13 protein-coding genes are annotated in these 14,270 nt (G+C 70.7%); 7 read left to right on the forward strand and 6 right to left on the reverse strand.

Annotated features, from left to right (window positions below; genetic code table 11):
- Positions 1-8 precede the first annotated feature (8 nt).
- The 5 genes from IH48_RS0112105 to IH48_RS0112125 all read right to left on the reverse strand — a co-directional run bounded on the left by IH48_RS0112105 (position 9) and on the right by IH48_RS0112125 (position 4,391).
- Positions 9-929 carry a LysR family transcriptional regulator gene (locus IH48_RS0112105; protein WP_030902837.1) on the reverse strand — a complete coding sequence of 307 codons (921 nt, stop codon included), beginning with the start codon at positions 927-929 and terminating at the stop codon, positions 9-11.
- A gap of 10 nt (positions 930-939) precedes the next feature.
- On the reverse strand, positions 940-2,085 hold the full coding sequence (locus tag IH48_RS0112110; protein ID WP_030902840.1) for an NAD(P)/FAD-dependent oxidoreductase: 1,146 nt from the start codon (positions 2,083-2,085) through the stop codon (positions 940-942).
- A complete protein-coding gene (locus IH48_RS0112115) occupies positions 2,082-2,270 on the reverse strand; it encodes a ferredoxin (RefSeq protein ID WP_030902843.1) in 189 nt (62 codons plus the stop codon). Before IH48_RS0112115 ends, IH48_RS0112110 begins: the two co-directional genes overlap by 4 nt.
- Positions 2,267-3,439 (reverse strand): cytochrome P450, encoded by a 1,173-nt coding sequence (locus tag IH48_RS0112120; RefSeq protein ID WP_030902845.1) that lies wholly within the window; start codon positions 3,437-3,439, stop codon positions 2,267-2,269. The genes IH48_RS0112115 and IH48_RS0112120 overlap by 4 nt, the downstream gene beginning before the upstream one ends.
- 88 nt (positions 3,440-3,527) lie before the next feature.
- On the reverse strand, positions 3,528-4,391 hold the full coding sequence (locus IH48_RS0112125) for an NmrA family NAD(P)-binding protein (protein ID WP_030902848.1): 864 nt from the start codon (positions 4,389-4,391) through the stop codon (positions 3,528-3,530).
- Between the two features lie 110 nt (positions 4,392-4,501).
- Here IH48_RS0112125 and IH48_RS0112130 point away from each other — a divergent pair, with 110 nt between their 5' ends.
- The 7 genes from IH48_RS0112130 (at position 4,502) to IH48_RS0112160 (ending at position 12,101) form a co-directional block, all read left to right on the forward strand.
- The gene (locus IH48_RS0112130) at positions 4,502-5,263 is read left to right on the forward strand and encodes a TetR/AcrR family transcriptional regulator (RefSeq protein ID WP_078849655.1); all 762 of its coding nucleotides are present in this window, start codon (positions 4,502-4,504) and stop codon (positions 5,261-5,263) included.
- A gap of 94 nt (positions 5,264-5,357) precedes the next feature.
- A complete protein-coding gene (locus IH48_RS0112135; protein WP_030902854.1) occupies positions 5,358-6,332 on the forward strand; it encodes an aryldialkylphosphatase in 975 nt (324 codons plus the stop codon).
- Between the two features lie 55 nt (positions 6,333-6,387).
- The gene (locus tag IH48_RS0112140; RefSeq protein ID WP_030902856.1) at positions 6,388-7,341 is read left to right on the forward strand and encodes a phosphotriesterase family protein; all 954 of its coding nucleotides are present in this window, start codon (positions 6,388-6,390) and stop codon (positions 7,339-7,341) included.
- A gap of 12 nt (positions 7,342-7,353) precedes the next feature.
- A complete protein-coding gene (locus IH48_RS0112145; RefSeq protein ID WP_030902858.1) occupies positions 7,354-8,484 on the forward strand; it encodes an FAD-dependent oxidoreductase in 1,131 nt (376 codons plus the stop codon).
- Positions 8,485-8,488: 4 nt separating this feature from the next.
- The gene (locus IH48_RS0112150) at positions 8,489-9,415 is read left to right on the forward strand and encodes an alpha/beta hydrolase (RefSeq protein WP_030902859.1); all 927 of its coding nucleotides are present in this window, start codon (positions 8,489-8,491) and stop codon (positions 9,413-9,415) included.
- Positions 9,412-10,368: an MBL fold metallo-hydrolase gene (locus IH48_RS0112155; RefSeq protein WP_030902862.1), complete on the forward strand. Its 957-nt coding sequence runs from the start codon at positions 9,412-9,414 to the stop codon at positions 10,366-10,368. The genes IH48_RS0112150 and IH48_RS0112155 overlap by 4 nt, the downstream gene beginning before the upstream one ends.
- Positions 10,365-12,101 carry a CocE/NonD family hydrolase gene (locus IH48_RS0112160; protein ID WP_030902865.1) on the forward strand — a complete coding sequence of 579 codons (1,737 nt, stop codon included), beginning with the start codon at positions 10,365-10,367 and terminating at the stop codon, positions 12,099-12,101. The genes IH48_RS0112155 and IH48_RS0112160 overlap by 4 nt, the downstream gene beginning before the upstream one ends.
- A 36-nt stretch (positions 12,102-12,137) precedes the next feature.
- Here the strand turns inward: IH48_RS0112160 and IH48_RS0112165 are convergent, their stop codons facing one another.
- Positions 12,138-14,267 (reverse strand): UvrD-helicase domain-containing protein, encoded by a 2,130-nt coding sequence (locus IH48_RS0112165; RefSeq protein ID WP_030902867.1) that lies wholly within the window; start codon positions 14,265-14,267, stop codon positions 12,138-12,140.
- Positions 14,268-14,270 lie beyond the last annotated feature (3 nt).

A 14,270-nucleotide genomic window follows, 5' to 3' on the forward strand; every position in this document is an offset into this window, starting at 1 on the left:
CGTACGCCTCATCGCTCGGCCGCGGCGTCGCGCAGCAGTGCCCGCAGCCAGACCGCGAAGTGGACGTCGGGCAGTCGCGGGTTCCACACCATGTCGATGCCGAGCCCCGGCAGCGGGAACGGGAACTCCTCGATCCGCAGGTCGGCCAGGGCGCGCATGGTGGCGGCCACCCGGTACCGCAGCAGGGCGACGCCGCCGGCCCGAGCCACATGGAGGGGCACCAGAAGGAAGTCGGAGATCCACAGGCCGACGCGGTAGGGGATGCCCTCGTCCTCCAGTACCGAGTACGGGAAGACCCGGCGGTCCGTGTCGACCACGATGTGCGGCTCGGTGGTGAGCAAGTCGAGCGCACTCGCCCGCGAAGGCGTGTCCGGCGCGGCCACCACCACGCAACGGTCGTCGTAGAGCCGCTCGCGCGGATACGGCGAGGAGTGGCCCTCCGAGATCAGGACGACGTCGACGCCCCCTTCGGTGAAGGTGGCCTCGGTCGGTACCGTGATCGTCCGCAGCCGCAGCGTGGCGCGCGGCGCGCGCTCGGCGACGAGCCGGGTCAGCCGGGGGCCGACGACGAACGCCGTGCTGTTCGTCATGGCGACCGTGATGACCCGCTCGTCCGTGGCGGGGTCGAAGCACGGGAAGTCGACGATCCCCGCCGCCTGTTGCAGTGCACCGCGCAACGGCGCGATCAGCTCGAGCGCCCGCGGGGTGAGCGTGACGCCGCTGCCCTGCCGGACGACGAGGTCGTCGCCCAGCAGGCGGCGCATCCGTGCCAGGGCGTGGCTCATGGCCGGCTGCGACAATCCGACCCGCTCGGCAGCCCTGGTCACCGACGACTCCTCCAGCAGCGCGAGAAGAGGCACCAGCAGGTTGAGATCGACCGACGCCAGCCGATCGAGGCCCGACGTTCCGGTGCCCTCTTCGCCGCTCATGGCGCGCACCCTACGCGGGCGTCCTCGTCATGCGGCGCAGCCGGGGTATCGGGATGCGGTGGTCGAGCGCGACGGCCGTGGTGCTGCCGTCGTCCCGCCGCCAGGTCATCAGGGCCGGGCCGCCGCCGGGTTTCCCGGCCGCGTACACCGGTTCGCCGGCCGCCGGCAGGTGTCCGACGGCCTTGAGGGTGTGCCCGAACTGCTCGGTCCAGAAGTACGGCTGGAACGAGAGCGGCGGAGTGCCGTCGCCGTGCACGAGCGCCCGCGCCGCGGCCTTCGCCTGGTCGATGGCGCTGCTCCACAGGGGGACGCGGCGCAGCCCCCGCGAGGTGGGGAACGCGGCGAGGTCGCCTGCGGCCGCGACGCCGGGACGGGCGAGGCAGCGCGTGCCGACCGGCACGGCGCCGTCCACGACGAGTCCGGTGCGGGTGAGCCATTCGGTGTTGGGGACGTCACCGACGGCGGTGAGCAGCACCTCCGCCCGCAGCACCGTGCCGTCGCCGAGCGCGATACGGGCGTCACCCGCCCGCCCCTCGACCCGTACCCGACCGGTCTCGATCACGGTCAGGCCCCGCTCGCGGGCGGCAGCGGTGAGGACGTGCGCAAGGTGGGGCCCGAGCCGGCCGGTCAACGGCTTCCCCCGCGAGACGAGGGTGACCCGGCACCCGGCGGCCAGACACGCCGAGGCCATCTCCATGCCGAGCGGGCCGCCGCCGACGACGAGGACGGAGGGCCGCTGCGCCAGGCGGCGGCGCAGCGCCAGCGCGTCGTCGAGTGCGCGAACGGTGACCTCGTCGGGCAGGTCGGACAGCCGCCGTGCCCTGGAACCCGTGGCGAGGACGGCTCCGTCGTAGGGCAGGGCGGTGCCGTCGTCGAGTGTGATGAGCCGCCTGCCGGTGTCGAGCCCCGTCGCGCGCGCACCGAGCAGTTCCCTCGCCCCGTGGGTGGGCGGAGGCAGGAGATGCGGAGAGTCGCCGTCGAGTAGCAGTGCCTTCGACAGGGCGGGCCTGCTGTACGCCGGATGCACCTCGTCGCCGACGACGGTCAGTTCGCCGTCGAAGCCGGCCTCGCGAAGCGTGTGGGCGGCGGTGAGCCCGGAGATGCCGTTGCCCACGACGACGACCCGCTTCAGGGCGCCGCTCGTTCGGCCACTCATTCGACCCTCAACGCGGCGACCGGGCACACTCGTGCGGCGGCCTGGGCGAGAGCCGCGTCGGCTCCCTCGACCTCCTCGCGGTCAAGTACCAACTCGCCCTCGTCGTCGAGGTGCATGAGCTGGGCGGCGGCCTCCTCGCACAGGCCGTGGCCCTCACAACGGGCGCGGTCGACAACGACTCTCATGCCGGTACCACCTGCAGGACGGGGAGCTTCTCGATGGCTCGGGTGACGTTGCCCGGAACGCGGACCTCGTCCCCGGCGACGAGGCGCTTCACACGCCGGGACAGCGCTGCGATCACGGCGTGTGCCTCCAGCCGCGCGAGCCCCTGGCCGGCGCAGCCGTGCGGGCCGTAGCCGAAGGCCAGATGATCGGCCGGGTTGCGCTCGAGAAGGAAGGAGTCCGGGTCCTCGTAGTGGCGCGGGTCGCGGTTGCCTGAGCCGAGCAGCAGTGCGACCTGCGCGCCTGCCGGAATGACGGTCTCTTCGATCTCGACATCCCGTGTGGTGACGCGGCCCCAGACGTTGACGGGGGGCCAGTACCGCAGGACCTCGTTGAACGCCCCTGGGATTAGTGCCGGTTCGGTGCGGACCGCGTCGAGCGCGCCGGGATGTGCGGCGAACAGCGCGACGACGTTGCCGATGGCCGCGACGGTCGTGTCGACACCGGCGCCGAGGTACTGGTGGATGATCTGGCCGGCCGCCCCCTCGGGGATGGCGCCACGGGCCTCGGCGTCGAAGATGCCGCGGCCGACGGAGCCCTCGGCAAGGTCGCCGCCCGTGACCTCGGAGCACCAGGCGTACAGCTCGCCGGCGATGGGGAAGTTGTCGGCGGTGCGCTGGTTCATCGGGCCGAGCACCTGCATGGCGGCCTGGCCCCAGCGCAGCATGTTGTCGCGCACGTGGCCGGTGAAGCCAATGAGGTCCGCGACGACCTCCAGCGGGAAGGCGCGGGCGAGGGCGTCGACGGCTTCGAACGAGCCACGCTCGACGAGTTCGGCGACCAGGGCGTCGGCCTTCGCCTCGATCCGGCCCTTCAAGCCGCGCAGGGCACGGGGCGTGAGGTTCTCGGTGAGGGCGGCGCGCAGCTGAGTGTGGACCGGTGGGTCGGACGCGAGCGAGGTGCCGGCAAGGGCCTGGTCGGCCACCGGGTTGAACGCGATCGACGCCGAGGAGAACGACTCCCAGTCGGCGAGGGCGCCGCGGATGACGTCGTACCGGGTGAGCGCGTAGACGTCATCCGCGGGCAGGTGGACCACGGGGCCCAGTTCCCGCAGCGTCGCGTGGACCGGGCAGGGGTCCAGGAGGACCTCGTCGTCGAAGAGATCGATGTCTGAGGTGGGTGGCGCGTTCATGCCCTTAAGTCAAAGCGGCCTGTATCGCATCCAGAAAGTGAATGTTTGGTATGCCGTCACATGCATGGGATCGATGTCCTGATGCTTCTCAGGCGCGAGGCAACTGCTCGCGCAGCACCTCGCGAAGGGTGATGGGTGCGCGGCCGAGCAGGGCCGACAGCGTCGGATCGACGGTGGCGAACTCGCCTGCGCGCGCGGCGGCGAAGATGCCCAGCAACTGCTCCGCCGCCTCCGCGGGCACACCCTGGCCCGCCAGCTGCTCGCGGAACGCGCCGTCGGGCACGGTGGTCCTCGTCATCGTGCGGCCCGTGACCTCGGTGGCGACGTCCGCGATGTTGTCGAAGGTGAGCGCCTGGCCGCCGGTGAGCGGCGGTGTGGGGCCCTCGAAGCGCCCCTCGTCGGCAAGGATGGCGGCGGCCGCCTCGGCGAGGTCGGCGTGCGCCGTCCAGGCGACCGGGCCGTCCGCCGGGAGCGTGATCCGCCCGGAATCCACCGCCGGGACGAGGAAGTGCGCCGCGCTGCGGGCGTAGAAGCCGTTGCGCAGCGAGGTGAACGGAACGCCGCAGGCGCGCAGCGCCTCCTCGGTGTCCGCGTGGTCGCGGCACGCCTGGAACCGCGATGAGGCGCTCGCGCCCATCTGGCTGGTGTAGAGGATCCGGCGGGCGCCCGCCGCCACGGCCCCTTCTATCGCGGTGCGGTGCTGCTCGACGCACTCCTCGCCCATCTTGTCGACGGAGACGATGAGCACCTGGGACGCGCCCTCGAAGGCGTGGGCCAGTCCCGCGGCGTCGGTGAAGCTGCCCTGGCGCACCCGCACGCCCTGGTCGGCGAGGTCTTGCGCCCTGCGCGGGTCGCGGACGCTGACGCCGACCTGGCCGGCGGGCACGCGTGTGAGCAGCCTTTCGACGATCTGGCGCCCCAGCAGTCCGGTGGCTCCGGTCACGATGATCACGATGCGCTCCAGTCATGACGAGTTCGTTCCAGACGGATGGTTCCGTCGGAATCAATACAACGCTAACACTGATACTAACGTCGGAAACGTGAGTGCGGTATCGTTGATTCATGCCACCATGTTCACGCGCCACCGACGGCCTGCTCGCCGCGAAGCCCGAAGCCGCGTCCTCCGGCGCCGCGACCCCGGGGCGCGAGCAGAGCAGGCGGCGCGTCATCGAGGCCGCCATCGACCTGCTGACGCGCGGGGGCCGCGACGCCGTCACCACCCGGGCGGTGGCCGATGCGGCGGGGCTCCAACCACCCGCCATCTACCGGCTGTTCGGAGACAAGGACGGGCTGCTCGACGCGGTGGCCGAGCACGGCTTCGCCGCCTTCCTCGCCACCAAGCACATCAACCCCGACCCCGAGGACCCCATCGAGGACCTGCGGGAGGGCTGGGACGTCGCGGCCGAGTTCGGCCTGGCCAACCCCGCGCTGTTCACCCTCATGTACGCCGAACCCGCCCGGACCGAATCGGCCGCTTTCCAGGCCGGCATGGAGATCCTGATGGGCCGCATCCGACGCCTTGCCGCCGGCGGATGGCTCCGTGTCGGTGAGGCGCTCGCGGCCCAGATCATCCATGCAACGGTGCGCGGCGCGGTGCTCACCTGGCTGTCCCTGCCCGAGGGCAGGCGCGACCCCGCCCTGCTGACCGCCCTGCGGGAGTCCATGGTCGCCGCCGTCACCAACGAGCGGCCGGCCGTGCGGGACGCGGGGCCCGCGGGCGCCGCGCGCGCCCTGCGTGCCTCGCTGCCCGAGCAGACGTCCCTCAGCGGCGCGGAGCGGCACCTGCTGGGGGAGTGGCTGAACCGCCTGGCCGCCGACGGCTGACCGCCGGCCTCAACCTGTCCTACTCACAGCTTAATAATTTTTCTTGCCGTTCATTTCATTGACGTCATGTAAACCGAATCGCTACCGTCACGGTATGAGCGTCGAGAGCAACACCGTGAACACCGTCCTGGGCCCCGTGCCGGCCGAGGAGCTGGGCGTCGTCTCCGTCCACGAGGCGCTGCTCTCGGTGGTGCCGGGCGCGGAACACGCCTTCGACATCACCATCGACCGGGCTGAGATCTTCGAGGTCCTCGCCGCGAAGCTGAAGGACTTCCACGAGCACGGCGGCGGGACGATCGTCGACAGCACCGGCATGTTCCACGGCCGCGACGTGCCCCTCTACGCGACCCTCTCCCGCACGAGCGGCGTGCACATCGTCGCCTCGACCGGGCAGGGGCCCGACGCGATGCTCGGCGGCTACTTCCTGACACCGCAGACCAACCCGCCGACGCCGTGGCCCGCCGACAGGTTCGCGGACCTCTTCGCCAGGGAGGTCACCGACGGTATGGTGGTCCCCCGCGTCGAGCGCCGCGGCGGGGCGGGGATCGTGGCCACCTCCGCGACCCGCGAGGGCATGACCGCGACGGACGAGAGCCTGCTGCGCGGCGCGGCACGGGCTGCCCTGACCACGGGCGTCGCCGTCTCCTTCCGCCACGGCAGCGACGCCGTCCAAGAACTCGACGTCGTCCTGGACGAGAAGCTGGAGGCCGGCCGCGTCGCCGTCGGCGGGCTCGATCGCGAGGACGCCGTCGCCGCCGGCGCGCCCCTCGCCGTCGCCCGCCGCGGCGCCTACGCCGTGCTCGACCACGTCGGCACCGAGGACGGCGCCCACATCAGCGACGCCGAGCGCGCTGCTCTGGCCGCCCAGCTCGTACGGGCGGGACACGGCGACCGTGTCCTGCTCTCCTGCGGCGCGACCGGCGTGGCGAAGGGCCACCCGGGCAACGACGTGCCGTACAGCCATCTCCTGACGACTTTCGTCCCGCTCCTGGAGGCACAGGGCCTCAGTGACGAGGACACGCGCCGGATCCTCGTGGACAACCCGCGCGACCTGCTGTCGGGGCGCTGACCCGCTCCGACGCCGACGACCGTCAAGTCAGTCCCTCCCCTCGAAGGTGAGTGTTGTGTCGAGAGTGAACACCGTCCTCGGGCCGGTCCCCGCCGAGGAGCTGGGGTTCGTGGCAGTCCACGAGCACATCGGCTACGGCATGCCGGGCTCCGAACTGGACACGCAGTGGTGGAAGTCCCCCGAACAGCGGTACGAGGAGACCATCCCCAAGCTGCGCGCCTTCCACGAGTACGGCGGCGGCACGTTCGTCGACGTGACGGGCATCTGCAACGGCCGCGACGTCGACCACTACAAGTCGCTGTCCGCGAAGACCGGCGTCCACATCGTCGCCTGCACCGGATTCGTCGGCGGAGACACCGCGCTGCCGCACTTCGCCACGGCCAGTGTGGAGTACCTGACCAGCCAGTTCGTCCACGAGATCACCGTCGGCATCGGCGGCACCGGCAGCCTCGCCGGTGTCATCAAGGTCGGTGTGAGCCGCGGCGGCCGCATGACGGGCCTGGACAAGCGCATCTACCGCGCGGCCGCGCGCGCCTCGCTCACCACCGGCGTGCCGATCCTCACCCACCTCGCGATCGACGCCGAGAACGCGATCGCGATCTTCCACGAGGAGGGACTGCCTCTGCACCGGGTCCTGTTCGGGCATGTCGACGACGGGGTGAATGCCGGGAAGACCCGCGACCTCTGGATCGCGGAACAGGGCGGCCGCGTCGGGTTCGACACCTTCGGCTACGAGACCGAACTGCCCGACCCGCCGTTCTGGGCGCGCCCACGCAGGGAGCGGCTCGACCACTTCCTGCGGTTCATCGGCGACGGCCGGCTGACGCAGGTCCTGGCCTCGGCCGACGCCAACTGCTCACCGCTGGGCTGGCCCGGCGTGAAGGAGCACACCGTCAACTACCTCTTCGAGGACCTGATCCCCGACCTGCGCGCCGCCGGCCTCGACGACACCGCGATCAAGACCATTTTCGTCGACAACCCGGCCGGCTTCCTGTCCGTCCAGAAGTAGCAGAGAGAACCCATGCACCCCTCAGACCTGCAGAACCTGAAGATCGCCGTCGTAGGAGCGGGATACGGCGGCGCCGCGGCGGCAAAGGCACTGAGCCTGCTCGGCGCCCACGTCGACGTCTACGAACAGGCGAACCGTATCCGGGAGGTCGGCGCCGGCATCGGCCTGCGGCCCGCCACCATGAACCGGTTCCGCGAGTGGGGGATCTTCGACGCGATCGCCGAGGTCAGCTCGCCGAGCGACTACTTCGAGATCCTGACGCCCACCGGGGAACCGATCATGAAGGAGGAGTGGCCGGCCGCCGGCGAGCAGACCCATACCCACCTGATCCACCGCGGTGACTTCATCGAGGCGCTGCTGGGTGTACTCCCCGAGGGCATGGTGCACCTCGGCCACAAGCTGGAGGCCGTCGAGGAGAAGGACGACGGCGCCGTCCTCACCTTCGCGAACGGCAACAGCGTCGAGGCCGACCTGGTCGTCGGCGCCGACGGCATCAAGTCGGTCGTGCGGTCGGAGCTGTTCGGCGACAAGGTCCCGGTGTTCTCCGGGGAGCACGCCTACCGCGCCGTCATCTCCGCCGACGACGCCCACGGGATGGTCGTCGACGACAACTTCCGCATGTACATCGGCAGGGGCACGAAGGTGTACCTGCTGCCGTTGCGCCACCGGGGCCAGGTGTCCTTCGACATCACCGCACGGTGCGCGGACAGCACCTGGAACCCGCAGGTCACGAAGGACGACCTGCTGGCGACGGTGCAGGGTTTCGACGAGCGCCTCGTGAGCATCACGCGCGGCCTCGACATAGACACCGTGAACGCCCGCGCGGTGTACGACATCGACCCGGTCGGCACGTGGCACTCGGACCGTGTCGTACTCATGGGTGACGCGGCCCACTCGATGCTGCACCACCAGGGCCAGGGCGCGAACTCCGCGATCGAGGACGGCGGCGCACTCGCCGACGCCCTGCGTCAGGCGGAGACCGTGGCGCAGGCGCTGGCCCTGTTCCAGGCCACCCGCAAGCCGGTCACCGACAAGCTGCAGGAGGTCTCGCGGCACGGCTGGGACGACGACGGGATCGACGAGGTCTTCCCCGGCCAGAAGTCCGCGCCGGCCGCGCCCGCCGCTCCTGGCGTGAGGGAGTGACACCGTGCCACTGCACCCCGAGATCGCCCGAACGCTCGCCGCGCTGCCCACGCCGCCCGAAGGGTCGCTCGATCCGGTCGCGATGCGCGCGGCGGAGGGGACGCACGCCGTCTCCCTCGAAGAGCGCCTGCCACTGCACACCGTCGAGGATGTGACAGTGCGTACGGCGTCCGGTGATGTGCCGGTGCGCGTCTACACACCGGACGGGGCGGAGAACCACGGCCTGCTGGTCTACTTCCACGGGGGCGCGTTCTTCCTCGGCAGCCTGGACACGCACGACCACGTCGCGCGCTCGCTGGCGAAGGAGACCGGGCTCAAGGTCATATCCGTCGGCTACCGCCTCGCGCCCGAGGCCGCCTTCCCCGCCGGCCTCGACGACTGCTACGCGGTCGTGCGCTGGGCAGCAGAGCAGGCCGAGGCCCTGGCCTGGGACGGCGGCACGTTCGCCGTCGCGGGCGACAGTTCGGGCGGCACCTTCGCCGCCGCCATCGCCGCCAGGGCGCACGACGACGGCTTCCACCGCATCACGCACCAGGTCCTCTACTACCCGTCACTCGACCTGGACTTCGACACCGCCCGCTACGCCTCGCTGCGCGAGAACGCCGTCGGATACGGCATGGAGACGGCGGGGCTGGGGCCCTTCAACGCCTTCTACCTCGGCAGCGGCGCCGACCCCGCCGACCCGCTCGTCTCGCCCATCAAACGCGCGGACCTCACCGGGCTGCCCCCGGCCCTCATCGTCACCGCGCAGTACGACCCACTGCGTGACGAGGGCGAGCTGTACGGGGCTCGGCTGCGGAAGGCCGGTGTGGCGACCGAGGTGAGCCGGTACGAGGGCGCGGGACACGGATTCGTCCAGCACTTCGGTTGGATCCCCGAGTACCACGCCGTGTTCGCGCGCACGCGCGCCTTCCTCGAAAGGCAGCCATGACCCAGCCAGTCACGATCCACCCCCTGGTCTCGCCGTGGGGCCGCTTCGGGCTCTACAGCTTCTTCATCGACGCGCCCGAGCCCGCCGTCGTCGACACCGGGATCGCCACCTCGCCCGCCGAGGGAATGGCGCCCGCGCTCGCGGCGATCGGGCGCCGCATCGAGGACGTGCGCTGGATCCTGCTCACCCACGGCCACATCGACCACGTCGGCGGTGCGCACGCCTTGTGGGAACTCACTGTGCGAAAAGCGCAGGTGGTCATCCACGAGGCCGACGCGCCGATGCTCCGCTCGCGGCGCGCCCACGTCGAGGAGTACCTCGCGGGCCGGGGCCGGTACCTGAACGACCCGGACGGGGAGGCGAAGGTGACGGCCGCGGCGAACGCCGTCATCTCTGGGGAGATGGAACCGTCCCTGCTCGTCAAGGGCGGCGAGACGCTCTCACTCGGCGGCGGCGTCACCGTCTCGGTGCACGCGATGCCCGGGCACACACCCGGGTCGGTCGCGTACGCCGTCGACGGCCAGAGCGCGGTGTTCACGGGCGACGCCGTGCAGGTGCACGGAGCCGCCAACGGCTTCCCCGGCTACACCGACCCGGACGCCTACCGCGCGAGCCTCGCGTACCTCCGCGGCGATCTCCGCCCGCGTCACCTCTACCTCGGGCACCCCTACCGCCGCGCCGACGGCACACCGTACGGCGTCGAACTCGACGCGGCTCAGGCCGGGGAGGCCATCGACCAGAGCATCGCCGCCGAGGCCCGCGTCGCCCGCGCCGCGTGCGGCTGCCTTGCGGCGGGCCTCGCGGGGACGGACTCCCCGTACTCGCCGTTCGCCCGCGCCGCCGGCGACCTCGGGTACGCCGGCGACCCCACGCTCGAACCGTCGCCGTTCTTCACGTCGATGCACGGCTACCGTACACACCCCCAGAGCCCCACAGGAGCCTCGCAGCCATGACCGACTTCCACACCATAGAGGCGGGCGCTCACACCATCGCCGTCCGCAAGGACCTGCGGGTGCCGATGCGGGACGGTGTGGAGCTCGCCGTCGACGCCTACCACGGCGCGGACGACGGCACACCGCGGCCCGCGCTGATCGCGATGAGTGCCTACGGCAAGGAGTTGCAGGCACTCGCCCTCACCACACCGCCGCAGCGGCGGCCGAGCCCGATGTGGGACGGCTGCATCGAGGCTGGCGACATCGCGCGCGTCGTTCGTGAGGGCTACGTCCACGTCATCGGCGACATGCGCGGCACCGGCGACTCGGGCGGCGTCATGATCGGTAACTACAACGCCGGCGGGGTCCCGCAGGGCCAGGACCTGTACGACGTGATCGAGTGGGTGGCCGCGCAGCCGTGGTGCGACGGCAACGTCGGCATGACCGGCATCTCGTACTTCGGCTCCATGCAGGTGCTCGCCGCCGCCGAGCGGCCACCGCACCTCAAGGCGATCTTCGTCAGCGGCGGCCACTACGACTTCTACGAGACGACCTACCACGGCGGCGTCATGTGGTTCATGCCGCGCGCCGCACGCGAGGGACGCGGCGGCGACTCCGGCATCGCACACACCGACGTCAAGTCCCGTATGCGGCAGGAGTACTCGGCCGAGGAGCTGGACAAGCTCGTCGAGGAACGCCTGAAGGACCCGGACGTGGCGGCCTGGCCCAACCTCGTCCACGTGCTCAAGTACCCGAAGAACCGCGAGTTCTGGTTCGACATCGTGATGAACCACCTCGACGGAGACTGGTACGAGGAGCGCAACCCGGTCAACCTGGCACGGAACATCGACATACCGGTCCACCTGCAGATCGACCAGGGACGCGGCTGGACGCTCGACGGCCATATCGAGCTGTTCAACACACTGAAGGGCCCGAAGAAGCTGGACATCGGCTCGTACCCGCCGATGCAGTCGCGGCCGTGGGTCGAGGAGCACGACAAGATGTTCCGCTGGTACGAGTACTGGCTCAAGGGCATCGACAACGGCGTCATGGACGATCCCGCCGTCAGTGTCTTCGTCGAGGGCTCCCGCGAGGTGGTCACCGCGGACCAGTGGCCCCCGAAGCCCGCCGAGCACCGGCCGCTGTACCTGCGGCCGAGGCAGCGGCTCTCCGCCGAGCCCGAGCACATGGGCGCCGAACACGCCGCGCCCGACGGCTTCTACCAGGCACCGCTCACCGTCACGGACAAGGTGGAGGTCCTGCACTGGTCCACCGAGCCCTTCGAGCAGTCCACCGAGCTGATCGGCACGGGGGCGGCGCACCTGTTCGCGGAGATCGACCAGGACGACACCAACTTCATCCTGCGCCTGTGGGACGAGGCGAGCGGCGGCGCCCGGCAGCTGATCACCACCGGCTACCTCAAGGCCTCCCACCGCGAACTCGACGAGGAGCGCACCACCGACGGCGACCCATACCACCCGCACACCCGCGCGGTGCCGGTGGAGCCCGGGACGATCCAGGAGTACGTGGTACGGCTCTACCCGTTCGCGGCCACCTTCCGGCCCGGCCACCGCCTGGTGGTGGAGCTGTCGAACGACGAGCCGCTGGCGGACGCCCACAACGCGCTGCTGCCGCCGGACGCGTTCCACCTGCCGGTGGGCCGCCCCGTCACCCACAAGATCTACCGCGACGCGGCGCACCCGTCCCGGCTGGTCCTGCCGTTCACGACGGCGGCGGGTGTGGCCGTGGCCTGAAGCGGCCACCACGTGCCCGCGGCGGAACGGGCCGTCTCACAGCCCGAGGAACGGGCTAGGAGCCCCGTGCCAGGAGACACGTAGGGTTTCACGTGCACGGGTGCAGGCGACGAACAGCAGGCTGAGCTCGCGCAGCACGTCGTCCCGGTGCTGCTGCGCGTCCACCGCCTCGGGCGTCAGTGCCGACGCCATGGGCAGTACTCCCTCGCTCACACCCGCCACGGCGACACAGCGGAACTCCAGTCCCTTCATCCGGTGCATGGTGCCGATGCGGACACCCTCTCCTGGCTCCCGGCCTGCGCCCAGGACGTGCACCGGCCGGCCTGCCTGCTCCAGTGCGTGTGCGATCTCCCTGCCGAACTGGAGATACCGCACGGCCACTCCGATCTCGCTCGGCAGCACGCCGTCCGCGATCCACTGTGAGATCGCAGCCACGAGGTCCTCGACCTCCTCGCTCTTCACGGCGGCCCCGCGCAGTTCGGGCTGGGCACCCCGCAGCACGGATCGGAAGCCGGACAGCGATTCGGTACCGCCGTCCATGTCGTCAGGCTTCTCGTCCGTCAGCAGAGTGGCCGACCACCGCAAGATCTCCTGTGTGGTGCGGTAGTTGACACGCAGGCGGTGCGACCTGCCGGTCACACTCAATCCCAGGCTCCGCAGCGACACCTTGTTGCCGTAGATGCGCTGGTGTGTGTCACCGGCGATGAACAGGTCGTCCGGGCCAGGACCGACCAGTGCTCGCAGCAGGCGCCATTGGGCGGGGTGGAGGTCCTGGGCCTCATCGACCACCACATGGCGGAACGGCCGGTCGGCGCGAGGCTCCACCAGCCGGGCCGCCTCCGCGCAGACCTGGAGGAATGTCCACTCGCCGGCTTGGCGCAGCTCCCGGGTGAACGCCTCGACGGCACGCCACACCTGGGCGCGTCGCAGCGGGTTCAGTGCGGTACCCCGACCGCTTCGGGACGCCTTGAGGTATGCCTCGGGTGTGCGCAGGTCCTGTGCCAGCACCACCTGCCGCCATTCCTGGTCGAGGAAGACTTCACTGAGATCGACGCCCACCCGCGAGATGATCCGGCTCCAGCGGGAGTGGATCTCCTTCTGGCTCGTCAGGATGTTCAGTGCTTCTTTCCGTTCCGCGCGGACGAACCGGTTGGCCAGAGCGTCGACGTTGACGACCTGGACCTTGGCCCGCAACGGTTCGTCAGGGACCAGTAGTTGGAGGTTGCGTCGCAGGTCAGTAGCGAGGTCCCGGGTGAAAGTGGTGAGCAGGATCGACCCGTCGGGCGTGTCGGCGGGTAGCCGGCGCGCCAGATGCAGCGCCCGGTGCAGGGCGACGACGGTCTTCCCTGTACCGGGGCCGCCCGTCACGCGTGCCGGGCCGTTGTAGGAGGGCCGGTAGGCGATGCGCCGCTGGCTCGGGTGCAGGAAGACACGCCAGGCGTCGAACGGCCGGGACAGGATGTCGAGCAGCTCCTCCGGTCCGGACAGCACCGCGATACGGCTCTGGGAGCGGGCCATGGCCGCGGCGAGTTCATCTTGCGCCGGGGAGCGCGGCATCTCGGCTGCGTCGGCCTCCGCATGAACGGCGACGGACTCTCGCCACACCTCTTCCGGGGTGAGACCGGCGGCGAGACCGGCCAGCACGTCGTACTGCTGCTCGGGTAGAAATTTGCGCAGCGCGTCCAGCTGGGCCTCGTTGCTGAAGTCGCGCACGAGCGGCAGCAGGTCGGGATCGATGCCGAGGCGGATCAGCTCGCCGTCGGACACGTGGGTGAAGAGGAGATCCGCGCGTGCGGGCGCGGCCACCCGCGCGTCGGCGACCGCACGTTCGAGAGCGATGTCGTCGCGCAGCTCGATGCCCTGCGTCGCGGAGTTCACCGACGCACGATGGCTCAGGGCCCAGGCGATGGCCTCGTCGTGCGGCATGACCTTGAGCAGGAGGAAGCTGCTCCCGGATTCCGGCGCGAGAACGACGCCGCGCATGAACTTGCTGACCCTGATGGTGCGGATGCGGGGGTCTCGGGGGTTCGCCGGCTTCTCGAGGTGGAGTCCGGCGTGCTGATGCGCACGGAACTTGTCGAAGATCTCGTGTACACGCTTCTGGACGGGTTTTTCCAGCTTGGCGAACTCCAGGAGGAAGTCCTTGTGGATTCCCAGTGTCGCCATGTC

Source organism: Streptomyces sp. NRRL F-5126 (genome assembly GCF_000721265.1).
Classification (GTDB): Bacteria; Actinomycetota; Actinomycetes; order Streptomycetales; family Streptomycetaceae; genus Streptomyces.